The organism is Roseivirga sp. YIW32 (assembly GCF_057219245.1).
On the sequence record NZ_JBXVVG010000001.1, the window covers coordinates 1,186,048 to 1,209,480 of the forward strand.

20 protein-coding genes and 1 riboswitch are annotated in these 23,433 nt (G+C 44.0%); of the genes, 7 read left to right on the plus strand and 13 right to left on the minus strand.

All coding sequences use genetic code 11. From position 1 onward, the window contains the following. The first annotated feature begins 18 nt into the window (after positions 1 to 18). Positions 19 to 357, plus strand: coding sequence for a MerR family transcriptional regulator (locus AC2D6U_RS05750; protein WP_484719992.1), 339 nt, complete (start codon positions 19 to 21; stop codon positions 355 to 357). Further along, positions 354 to 1,457: a DNA-processing protein DprA gene (gene dprA, locus AC2D6U_RS05755; RefSeq protein WP_484719993.1), complete on the plus strand. Its 1,104-nt coding sequence runs from the start codon at positions 354 to 356 to the stop codon at positions 1,455 to 1,457. The genes AC2D6U_RS05750 and dprA overlap by 4 nt, the downstream gene beginning before the upstream one ends. Here dprA and AC2D6U_RS05760 read toward each other — a convergent pair. From AC2D6U_RS05760 to AC2D6U_RS05780, 5 genes are all read right to left on the minus strand, one after another. Further along, the gene (locus tag AC2D6U_RS05760; protein WP_484719994.1) at positions 1,454 to 2,830 is read right to left on the minus strand and encodes a serine hydrolase domain-containing protein; all 1,377 of its coding nucleotides are present in this window, start codon (positions 2,828 to 2,830) and stop codon (positions 1,454 to 1,456) included. The two genes, dprA and AC2D6U_RS05760, sit on opposite strands and share 4 nt — an antisense overlap. Positions 2,831 to 2,834: 4 nt before the next feature. After that, positions 2,835 to 3,686 carry a hydroxymethylglutaryl-CoA lyase gene (locus tag AC2D6U_RS05765; protein ID WP_484719995.1) on the minus strand — a complete coding sequence of 284 codons (852 nt, stop codon included), beginning with the start codon at positions 3,684 to 3,686 and terminating at the stop codon, positions 2,835 to 2,837. Between the two features lie 107 nt (positions 3,687 to 3,793). After that, entirely contained in the window at positions 3,794 to 4,243 is a 450-nt protein-coding gene (locus tag AC2D6U_RS05770; RefSeq protein WP_484719996.1) for a fasciclin domain-containing protein, read from the minus strand. 113 nt (positions 4,244 to 4,356) lie between these two features. Next, positions 4,357 to 5,199, minus strand: a complete 843-nt coding sequence (locus AC2D6U_RS05775; RefSeq protein ID WP_484719997.1) for an anti-sigma factor — start codon at positions 5,197 to 5,199, stop codon at positions 4,357 to 4,359. Further along, positions 5,199 to 5,756, minus strand: a complete 558-nt coding sequence (locus tag AC2D6U_RS05780) for an RNA polymerase sigma factor (protein ID WP_484719998.1) — start codon at positions 5,754 to 5,756, stop codon at positions 5,199 to 5,201. The genes AC2D6U_RS05775 and AC2D6U_RS05780 overlap by 1 nt, the downstream gene beginning before the upstream one ends. A 97-nt stretch (positions 5,757 to 5,853) precedes the next feature. On the opposite strand from AC2D6U_RS05780, the gene AC2D6U_RS05785 reads away from it, so the two are divergent. Beyond that, a complete protein-coding gene (locus AC2D6U_RS05785; RefSeq protein ID WP_484719999.1) occupies positions 5,854 to 7,113 on the plus strand; it encodes an aminotransferase class V-fold PLP-dependent enzyme in 1,260 nt (419 codons plus the stop codon). Between the two features lie 25 nt (positions 7,114 to 7,138). Here AC2D6U_RS05785 and AC2D6U_RS05790 read toward each other — a convergent pair whose 3' ends face one another. Beyond that, complete coding sequence (locus tag AC2D6U_RS05790; RefSeq protein ID WP_484720000.1) at positions 7,139 to 7,963, minus strand: dienelactone hydrolase family protein; 825 nt, start codon at positions 7,961 to 7,963, stop codon at positions 7,139 to 7,141. 160 nt (positions 7,964 to 8,123) lie between these two features. Between AC2D6U_RS05790 and AC2D6U_RS05795 the strand changes: the two genes are divergently transcribed. Continuing rightward, a complete protein-coding gene (locus AC2D6U_RS05795) occupies positions 8,124 to 9,872 on the plus strand; it encodes a DUF885 family protein (RefSeq protein ID WP_484720001.1) in 1,749 nt (582 codons plus the stop codon). 55 nt (positions 9,873 to 9,927) lie between these two features. Here the strand turns inward: AC2D6U_RS05795 and metF are convergent, their stop codons facing one another. From metF to AC2D6U_RS05810, 3 genes are read right to left on the minus strand one after another with little or no spacing between them, the layout of a single operon-like run. Continuing rightward, positions 9,928 to 10,881, minus strand: coding sequence for a methylenetetrahydrofolate reductase [NAD(P)H] (metF, locus tag AC2D6U_RS05800; protein ID WP_484720002.1), 954 nt, complete (start codon positions 10,879 to 10,881; stop codon positions 9,928 to 9,930). Between the two features lie 41 nt (positions 10,882 to 10,922). Continuing rightward, complete coding sequence (metH, locus tag AC2D6U_RS05805; RefSeq protein ID WP_484720003.1) at positions 10,923 to 13,613, minus strand: methionine synthase; 2,691 nt, start codon at positions 13,611 to 13,613, stop codon at positions 10,923 to 10,925. After that, positions 13,606 to 14,622, minus strand: a complete 1,017-nt coding sequence (locus AC2D6U_RS05810; protein WP_484720004.1) for a homocysteine S-methyltransferase family protein — start codon at positions 14,620 to 14,622, stop codon at positions 13,606 to 13,608. Before AC2D6U_RS05810 ends, metH begins: the two co-directional genes overlap by 8 nt. 42 nt (positions 14,623 to 14,664) lie before the next feature. After that, positions 14,665 to 14,769: riboswitch (SAM riboswitch) on the minus strand. 113 nt (positions 14,770 to 14,882) lie between these two features. Between AC2D6U_RS05810 and AC2D6U_RS05815 the strand changes: the two genes are divergently transcribed. Beyond that, positions 14,883 to 15,779 (plus strand): Ppx/GppA phosphatase family protein, encoded by an 897-nt coding sequence (locus tag AC2D6U_RS05815; RefSeq protein ID WP_484720005.1) that lies wholly within the window; start codon positions 14,883 to 14,885, stop codon positions 15,777 to 15,779. Between the two features lie 42 nt (positions 15,780 to 15,821). Here the strand turns inward: AC2D6U_RS05815 and gyrB are convergent, their stop codons facing one another. Further along, the gene (gene gyrB, locus AC2D6U_RS05820; RefSeq protein ID WP_484720006.1) at positions 15,822 to 17,780 is read right to left on the minus strand and encodes a DNA topoisomerase (ATP-hydrolyzing) subunit B; all 1,959 of its coding nucleotides are present in this window, start codon (positions 17,778 to 17,780) and stop codon (positions 15,822 to 15,824) included. A 107-nt stretch (positions 17,781 to 17,887) separates the two neighbouring features. Beyond that, a complete protein-coding gene (locus AC2D6U_RS05825; RefSeq protein WP_484720007.1) occupies positions 17,888 to 18,253 on the minus strand; it encodes a CoA-binding protein in 366 nt (121 codons plus the stop codon). A gap of 96 nt (positions 18,254 to 18,349) precedes the next feature. On the opposite strand from AC2D6U_RS05825, the gene AC2D6U_RS05830 reads away from it, so the two are divergent. Next, complete coding sequence (locus AC2D6U_RS05830) at positions 18,350 to 19,561, plus strand: thioredoxin family protein (RefSeq protein WP_484720008.1); 1,212 nt, start codon at positions 18,350 to 18,352, stop codon at positions 19,559 to 19,561. On the opposite strand, the gene AC2D6U_RS05835 is transcribed toward AC2D6U_RS05830, so the two are convergent. Together AC2D6U_RS05835 and AC2D6U_RS05840 are read right to left on the minus strand one after the other, a co-directional pair. Beyond that, positions 19,548 to 21,131 (minus strand): NAD(P)/FAD-dependent oxidoreductase, encoded by a 1,584-nt coding sequence (locus AC2D6U_RS05835; RefSeq protein ID WP_484720009.1) that lies wholly within the window; start codon positions 21,129 to 21,131, stop codon positions 19,548 to 19,550. The two genes, AC2D6U_RS05830 and AC2D6U_RS05835, sit on opposite strands and share 14 nt — an antisense overlap. A gap of 54 nt (positions 21,132 to 21,185) precedes the next feature. Beyond that, positions 21,186 to 22,151, minus strand: a complete 966-nt coding sequence (locus AC2D6U_RS05840) for a tryptophan 2,3-dioxygenase family protein (RefSeq protein ID WP_484720010.1) — start codon at positions 22,149 to 22,151, stop codon at positions 21,186 to 21,188. Positions 22,152 to 22,216: 65 nt separating this feature from the next. On the opposite strand from AC2D6U_RS05840, the gene AC2D6U_RS05845 reads away from it, so the two are divergent. Continuing rightward, complete coding sequence (locus tag AC2D6U_RS05845; RefSeq protein ID WP_484720011.1) at positions 22,217 to 23,431, plus strand: acyl-CoA dehydrogenase family protein; 1,215 nt, start codon at positions 22,217 to 22,219, stop codon at positions 23,429 to 23,431. The last annotated feature ends 2 nt before the right edge of the window (positions 23,432 to 23,433 follow it).

The following is a 23,433-nucleotide window of genomic DNA, read 5'->3' on the forward strand; positions in this document are numbered from 1 at the left end:
TTTTTCTAACTTGTTGATATGCCGTATAAAGAGAAGCCAATTGTAAAAAAATACTTCACCATAGGTGAGGTCGCCAAGGAGCTGGGTGTGGCCACATCTTTGATTCGTTTTTGGGAATCTCAATTCGATTTCATTCGCCCAAAAAAGAATGCCAAAGGCAACCGTAAATTCACACAAGAAGACCTCAAGAAACTTAAGTTGGTTTATCATCTGGTCAAAGAAAAAGGCTTCACCTTAAGTGGTGCACAAGAGCACATAAAACACAGTAAGGGAAGTATTGACGATAAAGCCGAAATGGTAAACTCACTGAAGAAGATACGTTCATTTCTAGAGGAGATGAAACGTAATCTTCCATGACAACAACACAGCACTACCTCCTCTCCCTTAGTTTAATTCCTAAAATCGGACCTGTTGCCGCAAGGCAATTGATCAAGCATTTCGGATCGGCAGAAGAGATCTTCAAAACCCCCAAGACCAAACTCGCCAAGCTACCCGGCATTGGTCCAAAATTAAGTGAATCCTTGCATGCCAATCAGGTAGAAAAACAAGCTGAACAGATCATTCAAAATAGCGCGAAAAGCGGAATCCGAATTCATTACTTCACAGATGAGACCTACCCCAAAAGACTAAAGGAGGTGAATGATGCACCCATTGTGCTTTATAGCAAAGGGAACATAGAGCTCAATCCCAAAAAGAGCATCGGAATTGTGGGCACTAGGCGGGCTACGCGCTATGGACTGCAGACCACCTCTACCATTGTCGCAGAAGCCCTACCAAGTCAGCCTACGATCATTTCAGGCCTGGCCTTTGGCATTGATGTCAAAGCACATGAGGAAGCGCTCAAGCAGTCTCTACCTACTATTGCAGTATTGGCTTGTGGGTTAGACACCGTATACCCTTCTACGCACCGGCATATCGCGCGCCAACTTGTCCACAACGGTGGGCTGATCAGTGAGTATCCTGTGGGAGTCAAGGCCGATCCACGCCATTTCCCAGCCCGCAACCGGATCATTGCAGCCTTATCAGATGCCGTTATTGTTGTTGAGGCTGCTAAAACAGGGGGCGCGCTGATCACGGCGAACATTGCGCATAGTTACGACAGACCCGTATTTGCTGTACCCGGTGAATTGGCGAAAAAAAGCTCTGAGGGCTGCAATCTATTGATAAGAAACATGAAAGGTGCCATTTACACTAGTTTCGATGACGTGGTCAGAGAATTGAATTGGGACCTTGCTCGAGAGAACCGCCAGCAAGAGTTGTTTACTGAGCTCGCCTCGCTCAAAGGAATGGAAAAACGCGTCATGGAAGTACTGATAAAAAACCACCACCAACTGCATATCGACGAATTAGCTTATCAAACTCAATTCACGCATACCGATCTTGCTGGACTGCTCTTGCAATTAGAGTTCAAAGGCTTGATCAAACCCCTGCCCGGAAAGGAATTCAAGGTTGTTTAATTTTCTTCCCGATAACCTATCGAGTAAGTACCTCTCCCTGCTTTAAGCAACTCATAAACAGCATTATGGATAGCCGGTCTTACACCTAAGGTATAGATCTCACTATTGTTTCTTGTTGGATGAACACGGTTGGAGAGGAAAATAAAAAGCAAGTCGTTTTCAGGGTCTGCCCATACCAAGGTACCCGTGTAGCCACTATGCCCAAAACTAGCCGGCGATGCTTCACGAGCCACACTACTCAACCATTCATCATAGGTCAATAATGGTTTGTCAAACCCCAGGCCTCTCCTATTGTCATTTTCAGGAAACTGCACTCGCGTAAATTCCGCAATTGTCTCTGGACTTAAATACCGACGCCCTCCGTAAACCCCGTCATTCAATAACATCTGGTAGACTTTAGCCAGATCTCGCGCATTGGCGAATAAACCTGCATTTCCAGAAACCCCAAGCATCATGGCTGCTCCTTCATCATGAACGACACCGTGTAGGGTTTGCATTCTGAAAAAAGTATCTTCCTCGGTGGGGACGATGCGGTCTAAAGGAAACTTCTCACCCGCATTAAAGCCAAGGGTTCTCGCGCCTAGCGGGCTGTAGAATTCTTTGGCCAAGTACACATCAAACGGCTGTCCCGTTGTGCGCTCCACGAACTCAGGAATCAAATAAAAAGCAAGTCCTGAATACAGGTATTTCTTCTCATCACTAACCTTTGTCCGCTTGATCATGCGGTAGATCTTTTTTTCCTTAAAATCCTTGTGCATCCAGAGTCCTGCATCTGATAATTTATAGGGGAAGCGCCTGCTCGAATCAGACTTCACCGTATTCCAACGATACTTTCCATTCCTTCTTTGTGATTCGCTCCAATACGGAATCCATGCCTTTAAACCCGCTTGATGCGCAAGCACATCACGCATGACCAAGTCATCCTTGCCTCTCTTTGCAATTTTCGGCCAATAGTCTCCCATCGTCTTTTCCAAATCAAACTGACCGTTTTCGTAGAGTTTCATTAAGGCCAGGGTCGCAGCCGTTGTTTTGGTGACAGACGCTAAATCGTAGATATCTGTGGCATCTACGCTGTTTTCAGCTGCATAGGTGTGATAACCGTAGGCTTTCTCGAAAAACACCTTTCCATCTTTCGCCAAAAGTACAACAGCACCAGGAAAAGCAGCCGAGTCAAGGGCCTGCCTCATGATACGATCGATATTCAAATGTAAAAGTGCAGAATCAATCCCTACGTCTTTTGGACTGGCATCCATCAAGCGATCGCTCCTTTGTTTTAACCCGAGGTCCTGGCTAGAATGATTAAGCGGAATGTCTTGTGAAATGCCATGACGAACAATTGAAATGAATAAAAGAAATGACAATAAATGCTTCATTGATCTAGCCTTGAGGAAAAACGTTCAAACTTTTGTGCATGGACTCAGCAAATGCCTGACGATCTAAGGATGTTTTTTCATTAATGGAATCTAAGTAAGCCAGTAGCGTTTCCGTAGCCAAGTTACCGGTCAAGTCATCTTTGGCCATGGGGCACCCACCGAAGCCCTTAATTGCTGCATCGAACCGCCTGCATCCGACCTGGTACGCCGCTTCAATTTTTTCCATTGCTTTGTCGGGTGTAGAATGGAAATGTGCTCCAATTTCCGTAGTTGGATAAGCAGTTATGCTAGTATTAAAAATCTTCTTAATTATCTCTGGTTCAGCTACTCCTATTGTGTCAGCTAAACTAATAGTTTTGATTCCTAGTCCAACTAAGCGATCCACGAATTCGGCAACGATCTCATCATTAAATGCCTCTCCGTAAGGGTTACCAAAGCCCATAGATATGTAGACCACCTGCTCTTTTCCCTTCGCTGTGACCATCTCTTGTATATCGCTGACCACACTCATGGCGTCTGCAATTGACTTGTTGGTGTTCCTCTTTTGGAACTCTTCAGAAATACTCAATGGAAAACCCAAGTAATTGATCTCCTCATACGCGACGGCTTCCTCTGCTCCTCTTTTGTTAGCAACTATCGCCAGTAGCTTCGAATTGGATTTATCAAGATCCAATGCGGCCAACACTTCAGCGGTGTCCCGCAATTGGGGAATTGCCTTGGGAGAAACGAAACTCCCAAAATCAATCGTATCAAAACCAACTTTTAACAGTTGATTGATGTACGCTATCTTTACTTTCGTTGGAATAAAGTCATGCAACCCCTGCATGGCATCTCTTGGACATTCAATGATCTTCACAATACAATCTTACTACTCTATCTTCGGATTAAAAATGCCACTAACAAAAAACCCCCAACTTCATCTCAGAGAAGTCGAGGGTTTCAACAACCAAAATCAAAACACTATTATTGCATGTTAGGCGGCAATATCACTTTGTCGATCACATGCACAACACCATTTGATGCCATCACATTTGCAGCAACTACTTTTGCACCACTGATCGTTACATTGCCGTAAGAAATGGCCACTTTCACGTTTTCGCCTTGCACTGTTTTCGCCATCTGACCATTTGATAAATCTGATGACATCACTTTACCTGCCACTACGTGATAGGTCAAAATGGCCACCAACTTATCCTTATTCTCTGGCTTCAATAGCATTTCGAGAGTACCAGCCGGTAGGGCTGCAAAGGCTTCATTTGTTGGTGCAAATACAGTAAATGGTCCTTTACCTTGCAATGTTTCAACCAGCCCTCCTGCTTTTACGGCAGCCACTAAGGTGGAAAGGTTTTCGTTGCCAGCAGCAAGACCTACGATGTCTTTCGACTGTGCATTAACTGATAGATTTACGAACATTGCCAAGGCAATGCTTAAACATACTTTGAAAAGATTTTTCATTTTTTGGATAGTTTTTTTGAGTTACAACTATCCTAGATACGACCGCTAAGATCTGTTTGGATTTTTGCTGTTTAACTTTTTTTCAAAAATCCTTTAACAAAGGTCTTTTCCACTGTGGCAATTGGACTACCACCTTCTTTTTCGAGTGTAACGGCAAATGCGGCAACATCTCCTTTGATCACCTTTAGTTCTTGGACCCGTTGGTTGTAATCAAACACGCCTGCATCAATAGGTGCTTGACCTGGCTTGATTGCCCAAAGCTGATACTGATGCCCATGAGGAGGCTCAGGTAGATTGTCCACACTTATGAATACTGCATTGCTCTTCGTGTTCCAAAAGACATTGGCATAAGCGTCTGGAGAGATCGGTAATCCATCCATTCGGACATGCACATTTTCCTTATTCAAAAAATGTGCTATCCTCAGGTTGGCATATTCGAGATTCACCTGCTGATCTTTCGTCCGCTCAGCCAAGATCATTTGATCCTGCTTTAGTGACTCCATGTTAGCCCGTAGCTCGTTTACCTGATCTTTTGCCTTTTTAAATTCTATGAAGAATAAAAAGTTAAAGCCCGCGCTAACCACCAGTAAGATACTCGCTGCAATACTCCATACGGGCACCACATTGACTCGCTTCAACACAACTTCCTTTTGTTCGTCTTCCAGGCTTTCAATGAAGCGATCCTTATCAGATTCATTAATTTTTTGTGCTGCCTGCGCTAAAACACTTGCGTTCGGTGCTTGATTAGTCAGTTTAGCGAATTCTTGAACCGCTTTCCGAATGTCATCTAACTCCGCCTTAATGATTGGATGCAATTCGGCCATTCGATCCACTTCTTGCATCCCCTCACTAGTTAATTCCCCTGCCCAATAAGCCTCAAGAATTCCTGACTCTATGTATTCCCTTGTATTCACTAAACTACTGACCTTAAATGTTTTATGGCTAACCTGATCCTTGTCTTGACAGTCCCAAGTGGCATATTAAGCTTCTGAGCGATCTCTTGATGTGTGTAACCGCCAAAATAAGAAAGATCGATTAATTTCTTCTGCACATTCGGTAACTGATTCAACAACTGCTTGACGTACATTTTTTCAAGCTCATCGTTTTCATCAGATTTGTTATAAATAGATACGAGCTCAAGACTCCTTTCAGATTCTTTGGTTAGTCTAAAATCTTTCGTCCGTGTTTGGTCTATTGCCGCATTTCTGCTGATGCTTACTAACCAGGTAAAAAGTGACCCTTTGGCATGGTCATAGGCGTCCGCATTCCTCCAGATCTTGAGCAATACTTTCTGCAAAACCTCTTCTGCCATCATGGGGTCATTAATTACTCGCTTAATGATATTTAGCAATAGCGACCCATAGTTATCAAAAATGAGGGTAATCGCCTTTCTATCTCTGTCGTTGAGTAAATAAACAATGCGTTCCTCAACAGAACTCTTGGCAGATAAGTATGGAAGTGGCTCTGACACAATTTGAAGAACAGGCTTTTCGGTGAATTGTTTCTTTGGTGACAGCTTCTATTTGAACTAAGCCTTTATCTTTTTACTTTGAAGAAAAGCTCCTCCAATGAATAAACGTGACTTCTTAAAAACAGCTGCATTAGGCTCTTTTGGTACTTTCCCCTTTCTGAGCCAATTGGAAAACCTCATTGAAACTTCAGAAAAAAATCAACCCCTCACCCATTCAAATGAAGACTTTTGGGCAAAAATTCGGCAAGATTATCTATTAAAAGAAGATTACATCAATCTTGAAGGAGGTTATTACTGCATGACTCCACAGCCCACCTTAGAGCGTCAGATCGAACATATTCGAATGCTGAACAAGGAGGCCTCCTACTACATGCGAACTGTTCAGTGGGAAAACAAGAAGAAGGTCACCGAGGCACTTGCTCAGGTCTTGGACGCCTCTGCAAAAGAAATATGCATTACACGGAATACGACCGAATCGCTCGACCTGATCATTGGTGGTTATCCATGGCAACCGGGTGACGAGGCTTTAATGGCCAATCAGGACTATGGGGCCATGTTGAATCAATTCAAAATGGCCGAAAAGCGTTTTGGCATTAAAGCCAATACGATCGACGTGCCGATGAATCCGTCAACCGACGAAGAAGTGGTTGAAGCCTATGAAAATGCTTTAACACCCAACACAAAGCTGTTGATGATCTGCCATATCATCAATATCACGGGCCATATTCTACCCGTTCAAAAAATTTGTGAGATGGCACACCGCAAAGGAGTTGAGGTCATGGTCGATGGAGCACATGCTGTTGGTCATTTTGAGTTCTCGCTTCAAGAGCTCAACTGTGATTATTACGGATGCAGTTTACACAAATGGCTCAGCGTACCTCTGGGAGCGGGTTTACTATATGTAAAACAGGATAAGATTGATAAAATTTGGCCCCTGATGGCTGAGGGCGAGACAAGAGCTGGAGATATTAGGCGTTTGAATCATATCGGCACACACCCCTGCTCAACCGACTTGACCATCTTAGATGCAATCGATTACTATAAGGTTCTCGGTCCTAGAAGAAAAGAAGAACGGTTAAGGTACTTACAGAATTACTGGGTTAATCAAGTGAAAGAGCTAGACCATGTGGTGTTAAACACCCCTACCGACCCCAAACGTTCGTGCGCTATCGCCAATGTTGGTATCAAGGGCATGAAACCTGCCGACATGTCGAAGAGGTTGTTAGAAGAATATAAGATCTGGACAGTTGCTATTGACAGAGGTCCTATCAAAGGTTGCAGGATCACTCCTAATGTGTACACGTCAATGGAAGAACTGGATCAATTTGTTGAGGCGCTAAAACAATTAAAGGCATAAAAAAAGAGGCTCTCGCCTCTTTTTCTTAGTTAAAAACATTATTGAATAGCTTTTTCATTTCTTCCCATGAAGCTTTGTCCGCGGACTCGTTGTACTTCAATGGTAAATCAAATTTTTCTCCCAGCGCGTCAGCCCCTTTGGACGTAAACGCGTGAACGGCCCCTGGATAATCAATGTAGGTATAATCAGCACCTACCTCATCCATGCTCTTTTTGTAGGCCACTACGGACTCGGGTGAAACAAAAGGGTCGTCAGCGCCATTGGCTACTAGGATTTTGGCTTTTATATTCTCTGATGGAGGCACGGGCAATTGAACGCCTGAATGAAATGCCACTGCGGCATCCAAATCGTAGCCAGCATTTGCCATTGACAAGACCACGCTTCCTCCAAAGCAATAACCGATCGCTGCAATTTGTTCCTGATCGACATAAGGATTATTCTTAAGTGTTGCCAGCGCAGCATCAAATCGCGCTTTTGTTTCATCGATGTTCGACATCACCATGCTTGAGAACTTACCCGCATCTTCTGGATGCATGGCTTGCTTTCCGTCTCCATACATATCTACGGCCAAAGCCACATAACCCAATTCGGCTAGCATGTCTGCGCGCTCACGGGTATACTCATTATGTCCCCACCATTCATGCACAACAATGATGCCTGGCCTTTTGCCTTCTTGCGCATCATCATACGCGATGTAACCCTTCATTTCCGTAGTTGGAGAAGAATAAGTGACCATTTCACCTTTAATATTCACCTCCTCTTCAATGGTTACCTGCTCATTAGCCCCTTTATTTCCTCCACAAGCACTAACCAGTGCAACGAGTAGAACAACAATAACATGCTTTTTCATATTCTTTCCGTTTTAAGTATTTCAAATTCAACAGTAAAACACACCAAAAAACTGAAGGTTTCATAAAAACCGACCAACCTTCAATGATTGTGTTCGTCCATCAAATTTTGCGTTAAAAGTTCAGAATAGCTTATAAATTGAATAAAAATCATTCTTCAGCATGAAAAGACTTTGCATAATCCTGACTTTATGTTTGACCCAACAAAGCATTTCCGCTTTTCAACTAACTCCGACACAAGCACAAGTAAGCGAGCTTTATGAGCTGGCCACACAATTACGTGCTGATTACGGTAGTCTGGCTAGATTTTACGCCATCCGCAATTCTCCGGAACGAAGGGAAAGAATGGAAACCTTTTTCACTAACTATTTGAAACGACTTGAATCGCTCAATTTCAACCAACTCTCTAAAGCGGGTCAAGTCGATTATATTTTAACCAAACAGTACATCAACGATAACCTTTACCAACTTCAACAAGAAAAGCAAGAATATGAATCAATGAGTAAATGGGTGGGGTTTGCCACACCCATTTACGAAATAGAGAAGCTGAGAAGACGTGGAAAGCAACTCGATTCCGAAGCTACCGCAGCACAATTGAATGAGCTATTGGAACGGCTCAATGCACTTAGTGATGAATTAAATTCAGGAGATCACCGTTTTCCAAAAAACCTTACCGATCGAGCATATGGCATTATCAGAGGGCACAGACAGGCCTTACAAATTGTTTACGAATTCTATAATGGGTATGACCCTAGCTTTAGCTGGTGGGTCACAAAACCCTATCAAAAGTTGGATGAAGCGCTTGATCAATACGCTCGCCTGATCAGATCAAAGGTCGATCGGGCCACACAACCGGAAGATGATGGCAGCGGTATCATTGGAAATCCGATCGGACGGGTTGAACTCATTCGGCAACTGGAAAATGAAATGATCCCCTATTCTCCTGAAGAACTGATCGACTTGGCCATGAAAGAATTTGCTTGGTGCGATGAAGAACTCCTAAAAGCATCAAATGAAATGGGTTTCGGTGACGATTGGAGGACAGCACAAGAAAAAGTAAAAATGTCCTTTGTTCCACCAGGGCAACAGCCAGAAGCCATGCTGGAACTGTACGATCAATCTGTTCAGTTTCTTAAAGACAACGATCTGATCTCCATCCCACCCATTGCCGAAGAAACCTGGCGTATGACGATGATCTCACCAGAAAGACAATTGATCAGCCCCTTCTTTTTAGGTGGAGAGGTTCTACAGATCTCCTATCCCACCGATGGTATGGAGCATGAGGATAAACTTATGAGCATGCGCGGAAATAATCCGCATTTTTCCAGATCAACCGTTCACCATGAACTGATCGCTGGGCACCATTTGCAGCGTTTTATGAATAACCGATACAAGGATTATCGCTTTTTTGGTACACCCTTTTGGACAGAAGGTTGGGCTCTTTATTGGGAACTGTTGCTTTGGGATCTTGACTTTCCGCGATCTGCAGAAGACAGAATCGGTATGTTATTCTGGAGAATGCACCGATGTGCAAGGATCATTTTCTCTCTCAACTACCACCTTGGTAATTGGACTCCCCAGGAGTGCATTGACTTTTTGGTAGAGCGGGTTGGTTTTGAACGAGCGAACGCCGAAGCGGAAGTGAGACGATCGTTTACCGGAAATTACGGTCCTCTCTATCAGATCGCCTATATGGTCGGTGGGCAACAATTCTATGCGCTTAAAAGAGAACTTGTCGACAGCGGCAAAATGACCTACAAAGAATTTCATGACGCCGTCATGAGAGAGAATGCAATGCCTGTAGAAATGGTGCGCGCACTGCTGACTGACCAAAAACTCAACAAAGACTTCAAAACAACTTGGAAGTTCTACAGCAATGAAATGAATATGAAGAGCATGAAAAAGTATTAAAAAAAGCCCTGAGCGCTGCAAAGAACTCAGGGCTTCTGTATTGACTTCAGCTCATTTAAAAAAGCGCTTCAGCGACTCGTTTTACGATCTTAGATTTACTCATTGTGTAATAGTGCAATACAGGAGCACCATTCTCCATCAATTCTTTTGATTGGTGGATGGCCCATTCTACTCCAACCTCTCTTACATCGTCGTTCGACTTGCATTTCTCCAGCGCTTCCACCAATTCATCAGGTAAATCAACATGGAAAATACTCGGCAGGATGGTCATATGTTTTAGCGTGGTAATCGGCTTTAATCCTGGTATAATGGGAACATTGATGTCCATTGCACGACATTTCTCCACAAAGTCAAAGTACTTCTGATTGTCGAAAAACATTTGAGTCACAATATAATCGGCACCCAAATCCACCTTTTGCTTCAGGTATTTCATGTCTGAGTTAAGCGAAGGTGCCTCAAAATGCTTTTCTGGATAGCCTGCAACTCCCATGGAAAAGTTTGTTGGGTGTCGTGTCACCTCATCATGCAGGTAGATGCCATTATTGAGCTCATTGACCTGGCCCATTAACTCTGTTGCGTAAGAATGACCCTCTGGATCAGCTTCAAAGCGTCCTTCCGATTTGATGGCATCACCTCTGAGCACCAAAATGTTGTCAACACCGAGGAAATCGAGGTCGATCAAGGCATTCTCCGTCTCTTCTTTGTTAAATCCTCCACAGATGATATGCGGTACCGGATCCACATGGTACTTGTTCATTATAGCCGCACAAATACCAACAGTACCCGGTCTCTTTCTTGTGGTTACCCGCTCTAAAAGACCATTCTCCCGCTTCTTATAGATATATTCTTCTCGATGGTAAGTAACATCGATGAAGGGCGGCTTAAATTCCATCAAAGGATCAATCGCATTAAAAATATTTTGCACGCTCTCTCCCTTCACTGGTGGCAATATTTCAAAGCTGAATAAGGTTTTTCCTTTTGCTGCTTTAATATGTTCGGTGACTTTCATGATCTTCTGTCGTCTCGATTGGGGTTCAACTATTTTGGGAACTAAATGTCATAACTTAGGTTAGGCGCTAACCATTTTTCTGCCTCGTTCAGGCTTTGCCCTTTTCTATTCGCGTAATTTTCAACTTGGTCTTTTTCAATCTTACCCAAACCGAAGTATTTCGCTTCTTCGTGCATGAAGTAAAAACCAGAAACAGAAGAAGCCGGATACATAGCAAATGATTCAGTCAAACTGATTCCGGTGTGTTTTTCGGCTTCTAACAAATTGAAGAGTGTTTCTTTCTCCGTATGGTCAGGACATGCCGGGTATCCTGGTGCCGGACGAATGCCTTGGTACTTTTCTTTGATCAAGCTATCGTTATCGAACGCCTCGTCCTTGGCATATCCCCACAGCTCTTTTCTAATCTTTTCATGCATCAATTCGGCAAAAGCTTCTGCCAATCGATCAGCAACTGCCTTTAACATGATGCTGTTATAGTCGTCATGGTCTTTCTCGAACTTCTCGATCATCGATTCAATACCGATTCCCGCTGTGACGGCAAAAGCACCAACATAATCAGGCTTTCCGGAGCTTACGGGAGCCACAAAGTCTGCTAAGGAAAGGTTAGGTAACCCGCTTCCTTTCTTCCCTTGCTGCCTCAGCATGTGGAAGACCGTTTTGATCTCATTTCGATCTTCGTCTTCGTAGATGATCAAGTCGTCTCCATCCGAATTTGCTGGATAAAGCCCCACAACCCCATTCGCATAGAGCAAATCACCCTCTACTACCTCCCTGAGCATTTGTTGCGCATCATTGAAGAGCTTTTGTGCTTCCTCGCCAACTACATCATGCATCAAAATCTGTGGGTATTTACCTTTCAGCATCCAGGTATTGAAGAAGGGCGTCCAGTCAATGTATTTGGCAATCTCTTCTATTGAATAGGCATTAAAGACCTTATTGCCAATAAAACTTGGTTTCACGAAGTCCTTCTCTTCCCAATTTACTTGAAGTCGATTTTCAAGTGCTTTTTGATATGGGATGAATGCTTTTGTCTGTTTTCTATTGGCGTGGTCTTCGCGTAATTGGATGTATTCGTTCTTTGTACGTAAGAAAATATCCTCATAGCTGTCTTTGCCGATCAACTCCCCTGCTACAGGTACAGACTTGGAGGCATCTAACACATGAATTACTGCACCTGAATACTCCGGGTCTATCTTTACCGCCGTATGAATTCTAGAGGTTGTTGCACCACCGATCATCAATGGAATCTTCAAGCCTCTACGCTCCATTTCCTTCGCAACATTGACCATTTCGTCCAAAGAAGGAGTAATTAAACCACTCAATCCGATGGCATCCACTTGATGTTCTACTGCCGCATCTAAAATTTTCTCGGCAGGCACCATCACTCCCAGATCAACGATATCAAAATTATTACAGGCCAAAACTACACCTACGATGTTCTTACCGATATCGTGTACGTCACCTTTTACTGTTGCCATCAAAATCTTTGCGGCGGAGCTTGTGTCTTGATTGGCTGCTTTCTCAGCTTCTAAGTAAGGAAATAAATAGGCGACAGCCTTCTTCATTACCCGAGCACTTTTCACCACTTGAGGCAAGAACATCTTACCGCTTCCGAAAAGATCTCCCACCACGTTCATGCCATCCATGAGAGGCCCTTCTATGACATGAAGCGGTTTCTCATGCTGCTGCCGAGCTTCTTCAGTGTCTTCTTCTATGAACTCAATGATTCCCTTCACCAAAGCATGCTCCAATCGCTTCTCTACCGGACCTTTTCTCCAGGCATCATCCTTTAACTGAATCTTACCTGATGCTTTGTAGGTTTCTGCAAAATCTAAAAGTCTCTCGGTTGAGTCGTCTCTTCGGTTCAACAAGACATCCTCAACACGCTCCAAAAGCTCTTTTGGAATATCATCATAGACCTCCAGCATGGTCGGGTTAACGATTCCCATGTCCATTCCATTCTTGATGGCGTGGTATAGAAAAGCAGAATGCATCGCCTCACGTACCGGATTATTCCCACGAAACGAAAACGATACGTTACTCACACCTCCGCTTACGTGTGCGCCCGGAAGGTTCTCCCTTATCCATTTCGTAGCTCTAAAAAAGTCTAGCGCATTGTTATTGTGTTCTTCAATACCCGTGGCAACAGGGAAAATATTCGGATCGAAAATGATATCCTCCTTAGGAAACTTCACTTTATCCACTAGAATACGATACGAGCGCTCACAGATCTCAATTCTGCGTTCATACGAATCGGCTTGTCCTTTCTCATCAAAAGCCATGACAATCACAGCAGCACCATATCGTTTGACCTTGGTAGCTTGTTCTATAAAAATCTCATCGCCTTCCTTTAAGGAAATAGAATTCACTACCCCTTTTCCTTGAATACACTTCAATCCGGCCTCAATGATCTCCCATTTCGAGGAATCGATCATAATCGGAATCCGCGCAATGTCTGGTTCCGCCGCAATGAGGTTAAGAAACTTCACCATGGCTTCTTTGCCATCGAGCATCCCTTCGTCCATGTTGACGTCAAGAATTTGCGCACCGCCTTCAACTTGATTGCGAGCCACCTCTAAGGCCTCTTCATACTGTTCCTCTTTGATCAATCGAGCAAAACGCTTCGAACCGGTCACATTGGTTCGCTCTCCCACATTGACAAATGGAATCTCAGGTGTCACAATTAATGGCTCCAATCCGGAAAGCCTTAGTCTAACCTCCTGCTTACTCATTGATTACCTCCTCTTGATTAATTTTTCTTGGATTGATCTTAGCTGCTGCTTCGGCGATCTTCTTGATGTGTTCGGGTGTCGTTCCACAGCAGCCACCTACAATATTCAAGAACCCATCATTTAAAAAACTCTCGATTTGGGTGGCCATTTCTTCTGGTGTTTGATCGTATTCGCCAAACTCATTAGGCAAGCCTGCATTGGGGTGAGCACTGGTGTAGAAAGGTGCTTTTTCCGCAAGCGTTTTTAAATAAGGTCTTAATTGCTCGGCTCCCAATGCACAATTCAATCCAATAGACATAATGGGCATGTGTGAAACAGATATCAAGAAGGCTTCCGTGGTTTGACCGGAAAGGGTTCTCCCGCTCGCGTCGGTAATTGTTCCTGAAACCATGATTGGCATCCTTAACTGTTTTTCATCGAAGGCCAATTCGATCGCAAACAAGGCTGCCTTTGCATTCAAGGTATCAAAAACGGTTTCAACTAATAAAAGGTCTACGCCACCTTCGATCAAGGCAATGGTTTGCTGTTTGTAGGCTTCAACTAAATCGTCAAAGGTAACTGCGCGATAGCCTGGGTCGTTCACATCAGGAGAAAGTGAGGCTGTTCTATTGGTAGGCCCCATTGAACCTGCTACGAACCGAGGTTTCTCAGGTTCTATTTCCGTAAACGCGATAGCGACTTCTTTGGCTATTCTGGCCGACTCAAAATTGATGTCATAAACCGCCTTTTGGAGATCATAATCCGCCTGAGCGATCGTCGTACCACTAAACGTGTTGGTTTCTACAATATCAGCGCCCGCAGCAAAGTATTGCTCATGAATATCTTTGATAATATCTGGACGAGTAATCGACAACAGATCGTTATTGCCTTTCAGGGGCTTGTGATGGTCCTGAAACCTATCTCCCCTGAAGTCCTCTTCTTCCAGTGTATGTCGTTGAATCATGGTGCCCATGGCCCCATCAAGAACAAGCACTCGTTCTTTTAGTAAATCTTCTATGTTAACTGCCATATGATCAATCTATGGCCTATCGAGAAAGTGGAAAGGGTTTCATTCTCATCTTTTCTCCGATAGCTCGGAGCTAGGAATTAGCACCTGGTCCCACCCAGGTTGCTAAGGCATCTAAGGGCCTAGTCCCTCCGCCTTTCTTGATAAGCAGTGCAAAGATGTGCATAAATGAATTAAAGTCTTAATCCAACGGTAAATTTTTAACATCGCGACACACCAAGTAACATTGCTTAAGACCTTATTAAAGACTAAATTCCATCGATTTGATATTAGCAGCAATAGACATCGGCTCAAATGCCATTCGCTTTCTCGTTTACCGTGTGGTGAGTTATCAAGGCATTGACCGCTTCAAGAAGGTAGAATATGTCAGGTTCCCCCTACGCTTGGGACATGATGTATTTACTGAAGGGAAAATCAAGGTAAAGAACAAGAAGAAGTTCTATCGCTTAATGAACGCCTTTAAACTCCTCATTGACCTATATGAAGTAGATGCCTATTATGCCTGTGCTACCTCTGCCCTTCGGGAAAGCGAAAACGGTCGAAGTATCATTAAAGAAGTACATCAATTATACGACCTAAAGATCCATTTGATCAGTGGTGAGGAGGAAGCTCGACTCATCAATTCTGTGGTGATTGGTCAATTGGACGTTGGCCAATTCTTACATATCGATGTTGGAGGCGGAAGTACTGAGCTCAATATTATTCAAGACGGCAAAGTCAACCATTCCACCTCCTATAAGCTTGGCTCAGTTAGAGGACTAGAGCTTAAAAATTCAGGTGAAAAACTCAGAGATATGTTTGAATGGATTCAAAAGCATATTGATCAGAGTAGCCCCATAAAAGCGGTAGGTACAGGCGGAAATATTGCCAAGCTTTATGAGTTATCTACTGATGCCGGACAACGCGTTCTCTCATTAGAGCAGCTTTACAAAACCCAACAGATGATCGATCGATTAAGCATCGATGAACGTATTTATCAGCTTGACCTGAATCCTGATCGTGCCGATGTCATCGTGCCTGCGGCTAAATTATATGCCCATGCCATGGAGTCGGCGAACGCCGCAGAAATTACCGTTCCAGACGTAGGACTCAAAGATGGCATCATCCACATGCTTTACCAAAAGCAAAGACCCCAAAGCAAGCTCATCTTAGGGAAATAAAAAAGGGGCAAAAGCCCCTTCTAAAATTGTAACCCGTAGGTCTTAAATATCCACTTTGGCGTACTTGGCATTACGCTCAATGAATTCTCTTCTTGGAGCTACCTCATCACCCATCAGCATAGAGAACAAATGATCTGCCTCAGCAGCTGATTCTACACTGACTCTTTTCATACTTCTCGATTCTGGATTCATGGTCGTTTCCCAAAGTTGTTCGGGATTCATTTCTCCAAGTCCTTTATAGCGCTGAATATTCACTGAATCTTCCTTGCCATCTTTGGCCATTTCTTGAATAAGCTGAGCACGCTGGGTCTCGTTCCAGCAATAGCGTTGATCCTTTCCTTTCTTTAATAAATAAAGTGGTGGCTGAGCGATGTACAAATATCCTTGATCGATCAGCGGTCTCATATAACGGAAGAAGAAGGTCAGAATCAAAGTACGGATGTGACTTCCGTCAACGTCCGCATCTGTCATGATCACGATCTTGTGATAACGCAACTTCGTCATGTTGAGGGCTTTGTCATCGTCCTCCGTACCAAAGGTCACACCCAAGGCGGTGATCATGTTCTTGATCTCATCATTATCATAGATCTTATGCTCTTGCGCCTTCTCTACGTTCAAGATTTTCCCTCTTAACGGAAGGATTGCTTGGAAATTCCGATCCCTTCCCTGTTTAGCGGATCCTCCTGCCGAATCACCCTCTACGAGATAGAGTTCACATTCCATCGGATCTTTAGAGGAGCAATCGGCTAGTTTACCGGGAAGACCGGTTCCTGACAGCACATTCTTTCTTTGCACCATTTCGCGCGCTTTGCGAGCGGCATGACGTGCCTGGGCAGCGAGGATAACCTTCTGTACGATCTGCTTGGCATTTTTCGGATTCTCTTCCAAATAGGTATTCAAAACTTCACCAACTGCAGTTTCAACCGCGCCTGTAACTTCTGAATTACCGAGTTTGGTCTTGGTTTGGCCTTCGAACTGCGGCTCAGCTACCTTTACGGAGATTACTGCCGTAAGCCCTTCTCTAAAGTCATCGCCGGAAACCTCAATTTTCACCTTATCCAATTGACCAGATCGCTCAGCATAGGATTTTAAAGTTCTGGTTAGTGCCCTTCTAAAACCTGACACATGGGTTCCGCCTTCAATGGTGTTGATGTTGTTCACATAACTCACCACATGCTCAGCGTAAGACGTATTGTAGCTCATCGCAACTTGAACAGGTACACCATTCTTTTCGCCTTCAACAAAAATGGTTTTATCGATCAATGTCTCCCTGGAATCATCTAGGTATTCAACAAACTCAACCAAACCTCCTTCAGAATGAAAGTCTTCGGACAAATCGTTGCCATTTTCATCCTGCTCACGTCGATCCGTCAACTTAATGGTAATACCTGCATTCAGATAAGCCAACTCTCTTAATCGACCCGCAACTGTTTCGTATCTGTATTCACTCACAGTAAAAATGTCAGTGTCTGGCAAAAAGTGAACTTTGGTTCCAGTCTCTTCTGATTTCCCAATTTCTTTTACAGGGTACTTCGGCGCTCCTCGAGAATACTCTTGTTCAAATACTTTTCCTTCTCTTTTTACTGTTACATGAAGCATGGACGATAATGCGTTCACACACGACACACCAACACCGTGCAAACCACCTGAAACCTTATAGGTATCCTTATCAAATTTTCCACCGGCGTGCAAAACGGTCATCACTACCTCTAAAGCAGAGCGATTTTCTTTGGTATGCATGGCAGTAGGTATACCACGACCATTGTCTTCTACGGTAATGGAATTGTCTTTCTCTATGGTGACAGAAATGGTATCACAGTGACCAGCCAAGGCTTCGTCAATAGAGTTATCGACTACCTCCCAGATCATGTGATGGAGGCCTTTCACCCCAACATCTCCAATGTACATGGCAGGTCGTTTCCTTACTGCCTCTAATCCTTCTAAAACTGTGATATTGTCGGCGCCATAGCTGCCTTGATTCTTCTCTTTGTCTTGGCTCATACGTAATTCAAACAACAAAAATTCTGAAGCGATGAATGACTTGCTAGAAACAGGTCAAGTGGGTTGTGCATCGCCCTAAAACAACGCACGAATATAAAGAAATTTGATCAGTAATTCCCTACCGAAAGCATAACTAAAGTGCATGCTTCCAGGCATTCTATACCCTTGGCTTCTGCCTGCTTTTTAAGTTCTTGATTCTCAGCTCCTGGATTAAAGATAATCCTCCTTGCATTCAAGGAAAGCAAGTAATCCATACACGTTTTTTGTCTTTCGGCATTGATGTAAAGTGTGATCGTGTCTACGTGATCGATCTTGGGTTGGTCCTTTATATTCAAAATCTCCTTTCCCAAGATCTCCCCTTCCTGAATTCCTAACGGAATAAAATCAATCGCTCTTGAGTTGAGCATTTCTGCTGCCTGATATGCATAGCGATAAGGTTTTGGTACGGCACCAACAATGACGGTCTTTTTCATTTACCTATTTTAACCTTTTTGGAACGATAAGATCACTATTTTTGTCAACAAAATACGGAATAGAACGAATTCGCGTTTTTCTGGCAGAGCAAATACATGAAACAAATAACCCTACTCTTATTTTTCATTCTAACGTTCAACGGGAGCTTCGCCAATGACGTCAACTCCATTAGGTTTATTGAAGTGGAGAGTGTGGCCCAATGGAATGAGGTATTCGAGCAAGCCAAAAGCGAGGGTAAACTAGTTTTTGTTGATGTCTATACCGATTGGTGCGCTTATTGTAAAAAACTGGACAAGGAAGTGTATACAGACTCGGAATTGATCACCTATTTCGAATCGAATTTCATCAATGTAAAGTTCGATGCCGAGACAGAATTTGGCTACACCAAGGCAAGACAGTACGGCATTGACGGTTACCCCACTCTCCTTTTCCTGACCACTAATGAAGGTGTCTTTGAAGAAATCAATGGCTTTATTCCGGTGCCTACACTCATGGCTTACGCAAGTCAATCCCAAGAAAGTTGGGCCTTATTACCCGAATTAGAATCTTCCTACGCAAATGGCAACCTCACAAAAGAAGAAAAACTTGCCTTGATCGGGATTCTGGAAAAAACAAATTATGAAGAAGCGGCTGTTGTGGCGAAAGAATACATTGCCAACTTGGTTCCAGCCGACTACTTGAGTATTGAGACCTTATGGTTGGTCTCACGATTTGAGAATCAACTCTCCTCAGCATCCTTTCAGTACATTCTGGAAAATAAAGCGTTGATGATCGACACACATGGTCGTTCGGAGTTTGAAGACTACATGAAAGCCGTCTACAACGACAACTTGGAGCTTGCCATTCGCTATGGTGCTTTGGATCTTTTGAATCAACTGATCACTAATGTATTGCCTGAATTCACACCCATAAACGATCAGGCCGAAATGGCCTACATCACCAAATCCATGTATTATGGGCAACGGGAAGAGTTTGACAACTACATTTTCGAGAACAATGCCTACATCAATAACCACTTACTTTCTATCGACAAAAAGGATTGGTTGATTCGAGAAGCACTAGAGGTCATCAATAACTTTCAGAATGAACAGATGCACGAACACGCCCTAGATCTTCTGCAGCAAAGCATTTCAATAGACGATCAGAATTTTCAATCACAAGCGCTGGCAGGTTATGCCTGTGGCCTGCTTCGTGACTTCAATAATGCCTCCACCTACCTAGCTAAAGCAGAACGCCTGGCAAATGGCAATGAAGAAAAGGAAATTATCGAAGGATTAAAGCAAGCCGTAAAGGCTATGCAAGACTAGGCTGCTTTCCATAGGCCTTGATCAACGCATCTGCGCATTTTTCACCGTCCATGGCTGCAGATAAAATGCCTCCGGCATAACCTGCACCTTCGCCAGCCGGATAAAACCGTTTGAGCTGCACGTGTTCACAACTTTCTTTATCGCGAAGAATTCGAACTGGAGATGATGTTCTGCTCTCTACTCCTACCAATTGTGCTTCGTTGGTCAGGTACCCCTTCATTGTTTTGCCAAAGGCCCTAAAGGCCTTGTCTAGACGGTAGGCTACGGATTCAGGGAGAATTTCTCTCATGTCCATGCTATGGAGTCCTGGCTGGTAAGAGGTGTCTGGTAGAGTACTTGAGACTCGTTTGTTGATAAAGTCTCCCATGCGTTGTGCCGGCGCAGTTTGATTCCCCCCAGCAAGTTGACAAGCACGTTGTTCAATTTCCTGTTGAAAAGCCAGACCAGCGAGCACCCCATGACTTTCGTAAGCGCCGAGATCCTCTAACTCAATAGCGGTGACAATGCCTGAATTCGCATACTTAGAATCTCTTCTGGAAGGGCTCATCCCGTTAACCACTATTTCACCTGGTGAGGTGGCGGCAGGAACAATAAACCCACCCGGACACATACAGAAGCTAAAGACTCCTCGTTGCTTTCCTTCGAAATACGTTTGATGAACCAATGCATAACTCGATGCTGGTAACCATGGTCCGCGATCAACAGCACAATGGTATTGAATCTGATCGATCAGCTGCTGAGGATGTTCAATGCGTACGCCTAGAGCGAAGGGTTTGGCTTCAATGAGCACCGATTGCTTCGCGAGCAAGGCAAAAACGTCACGTGCTGAATGTCCTGTGGCCAAGATCACACCAATTCCCTCAACTTGAGAACCATCGGTTAAGACGACCCCTTTCATCTCACCTTCTTGGATAATGAAATCAGCGACCTTCGTATCGAAGTGAATTTCGCCGCCTGCGCCAAGCACTGATTCACGAATTTCTTGGACAACTTTTGGTAACTTATTGGTACCAATATGAGGATGAGCATCCACGAGAATCTCATCTGTAGCACCATGCGCCACAAGGATCTCTAGCGACTTTAGGATGTCTCCTCTCTTTTTAGAACGGGTATAGAGCTTTCCATCCGAATAAGTGCCTGCACCTCCCTCTCCAAAGCAGTAATTTGATTCTGGATTGACCACATGGTCTTTGTTGATTGCAGCGAGATCTCTTCTCCTTTTTTGAACGTCACTTCCTCGCTCTAGGATGATGGGTTTGTAACCCAACTCAATACACCTCAAGGCAGCAAACATACCTGCAGGCCCAAAACCCACGATCACCACTGGGTCAGCATGCGTTACGTTTGGGTAGTCTTTGGAGTAGGAGATCTTTGGCGGAAGCGCTGTATCCGAAAGCAGTGCCTGAATGTTCACCTTGACCTGTTTTGTTCGCGCATCAATGGATCGCTTAAGGGCCCTAACCTGTACCTCTGGCCGGTTCATCCCCGACTTTTTCTTAACTACCTCCTCAAAAACAGATTCGTCGAACGCCTCCTCTGGCTTGAGCACTAAATTGATGCTTTTCTCCATGTATTCTTACTATACTCAAAGGTGGTCAAAACCGTTGAGATTCACCTGATATTTCTAGTGCTTACTTCCTAATTGATCGAGGACCCAATGCTTACCCCATGTTTCTTGCTCCTCTTTTTTCCATAATTCTGGAAAGAAGATCACTTTTTGAAAACGTGGCGGCAAGTATTTCTGCCAATTCGTTCCCCCAGTTGCCGCTATATCGACCGGGTCTTTTTGCAAGTATTTAACGGCAGAGCGATAATGCGCCAAGGGCCAATCAACATTTGCCAATAGGTCGAGTTTTCGTAATTCCGTTACCAGTTCTTCATTATCCCCATTTTGGTAATGCGTCAAAAACAGTTGGTAAAAATTACTTTGTTCGGTGTCTTTGGCAAGGTGCAAAAAATCGTTGGTGTATTTCTTTTCGAAATGCTCGAGTGTCAAGGTTTTTTTGCCTGAACTGAGTTCCGTAGCTCCCGTTTTCCAATAGATATTTTCGTATAGTTCGGTCAAAGAAGCATCCTTTGATACGTTTTTGCGCAGCTCGGAGTTGATCAAGTTATGCAGGCTTGTGCAACCAATCTCAATCATGCGGTATTGCCCAGACTGAAAGCCTGAGGACGGTAACAAGGCCATTCTGAACTGCAAAAACTGCTCTCTTTCCATCCCCTCCGTCATGATCACAAAAGAATGACAGAGATGCGCAAAGTAATTGTTGATGCGCTTGACACGCATGGTGAATTCACCAGCATTGGGATGAACTCCTTCATGCACTTGCTTCATTTCCCATCGAATCAGCTTAAAGTAAAGCTCAGTGATCTGGTGGTAAATAATGAAGATCATTTCGTCAGGGAACCCTGTTTTTGGCTGCTGAAGCCCAAGAAGTGAGTCAAGGTTAATGTAATCCCAGTATTTTAAAAAGTCTGAGTGCAGCAAGCCGTCCAAATACGACTCCAAGTCTTGCCCCATGGCATCATACTTTTCTGCTAATTGCTCAATCTTCTCGAGTATCTTTTGGTCTATATTAGACTTGTTCATACGTTTGCACAGATTAAAAAGTGGTTGCAAATTTGAGTACAAATCATTCGGAAAACAAATCACCCATGAGTAACAACAAGGCTTCTCTCATTCAAAAATCCTCTAAACAAGACAACTTCGATCATCCTGACTTTTATGGCATGGATGCCCTACTGACCGAAGAACATAAAATGGTTCGTGGAGCCGTACGTGATTTTGTCAAGAAAGAGATTTCTCCATACATCGAAAGTTGGGCTGAGCATGCGTATTTCCCAACGGACATTGTGAAGAAATTTGGTGAAATAGGAGCATTTGGCCCTCAGCTACCAGCTGAATATGGCTGCGGTGGTATGGATTACATTGCTTATGGCCTGATCATGCAGGAGATTGAGCGTGGTGATTCCGGCATGCGTTCAACCGCTTCCGTCCAGGGTTCATTGGTGATGTACCCGATCTACAAATTTGGAAACGAGGAACAGCGAAATAAATACCTCCCAAAATTAGCTTCAGGTGATATGCTGGGTTGTTTCGGCTTGACAGAGCCGGATCATGGGTCTAATCCTTCTGGCATGACCACCAATTTTAAAGACATGGGCGACCATTACTTATTGAATGGTGCCAAAATGTGGATCTCGAATGCGCCTCATGCGGATATCGCTGTCGTATGGGCGAAAAACGAAGAAGGAAGAATTCATGGGTTGATCGTTGAACGAGGCATGGAAGGGTTCTCAACCCCTGAAACCCACGGCAAATGGTCATTAAGGGCTAGTGCTACCGGTGAATTGGTCTTCGATAATGTAAAAGTCCCTAAAGAAAATCTATTACCAAACAAAAGTGGTTTAGGTGCGCCGATGATGTGTCTCGATTCGGCACGCTATGGCATTGCATGGGGTGCTATTGGAGCCGCCATGGACTGCTATGAATCTGCTCGTAGATACACACTCGAAAGAGAACAATTCGACAAACCCATTGCCTCTTTCCAGTTGCAACAGAAAAAATTGGCTGAAATGCTCACAGAGATCACCAAGTCTCAGCTCTTAAATTTCAGATTGGGGCAACTCTTTAATGAAGGAAAAGCGACCACCGCACAAATCTCAATGGCCAAAAGAAATGCCGTTGAAGTGGCGCTGAACATCGCACGCGAAGCACGGCAAATGCACGGCGGCATGGGAATCACGCAGGAATATTCGATGATGCGTCACATGGCAAACTTGGAGTCTGTGGTCACTTATGAAGGCACGCATGACATTCACCTCTTGATTTTGGGTGCGGAAATAACAGGCATTCCGGCTTTCAAGTAAAT

Bases quoted from the DNA above. Each gene is read 5' to 3' on its own strand.
- AC2D6U_RS05750 (WP_484719992.1), top strand. From the start codon at position 19: ATGCCGTATAAAGAGAAGCCAATTGTAAAAAAATACTTCACCATAGGT.
- dprA (WP_484719993.1), top strand. From the start codon at position 354: ATGACAACAACACAGCACTACCTCCTCTCCCTTAGTTTAATTCCTAAA.
- AC2D6U_RS05760 (WP_484719994.1), bottom strand. From the start codon at position 2,830: ATGAAGCATTTATTGTCATTTCTTTTATTCATTTCAATTGTTCGTCAT.
- AC2D6U_RS05770 (WP_484719996.1), bottom strand. From the start codon at position 4,243: ATGTTCGTAAATCTATCAGTTAATGCACAGTCGAAAGACATCGTAGGT.
- AC2D6U_RS05785 (WP_484719999.1), top strand. From the start codon at position 5,854: ATGAATAAACGTGACTTCTTAAAAACAGCTGCATTAGGCTCTTTTGGT.
- AC2D6U_RS05790 (WP_484720000.1), bottom strand. From the start codon at position 7,963: ATGAAAAAGCATGTTATTGTTGTTCTACTCGTTGCACTGGTTAGTGCT.
- AC2D6U_RS05795 (WP_484720001.1), top strand. From the start codon at position 8,124: ATGAAAAGACTTTGCATAATCCTGACTTTATGTTTGACCCAACAAAGC.
- metF (WP_484720002.1), bottom strand. From the start codon at position 10,881: ATGAAAGTCACCGAACATATTAAAGCAGCAAAAGGAAAAACCTTATTC.
- metH (WP_484720003.1), bottom strand. From the start codon at position 13,613: ATGAGTAAGCAGGAGGTTAGACTAAGGCTTTCCGGATTGGAGCCATTA.
- AC2D6U_RS05810 (WP_484720004.1), bottom strand. From the start codon at position 14,622: ATGGCAGTTAACATAGAAGATTTACTAAAAGAACGAGTGCTTGTTCTT.
- gyrB (WP_484720006.1), bottom strand. From the start codon at position 17,780: ATGAGCCAAGACAAAGAGAAGAATCAAGGCAGCTATGGCGCCGACAAT.
- AC2D6U_RS05825 (WP_484720007.1), bottom strand. From the start codon at position 18,253: ATGAAAAAGACCGTCATTGTTGGTGCCGTACCAAAACCTTATCGCTAT.
- AC2D6U_RS05830 (WP_484720008.1), top strand. From the start codon at position 18,350: ATGAAACAAATAACCCTACTCTTATTTTTCATTCTAACGTTCAACGGG.
- AC2D6U_RS05835 (WP_484720009.1), bottom strand. From the start codon at position 21,131: ATGGAGAAAAGCATCAATTTAGTGCTCAAGCCAGAGGAGGCGTTCGAC.
- AC2D6U_RS05840 (WP_484720010.1), bottom strand. From the start codon at position 22,151: ATGAACAAGTCTAATATAGACCAAAAGATACTCGAGAAGATTGAGCAA.
- AC2D6U_RS05845 (WP_484720011.1), top strand. From the start codon at position 22,217: ATGAGTAACAACAAGGCTTCTCTCATTCAAAAATCCTCTAAACAAGAC.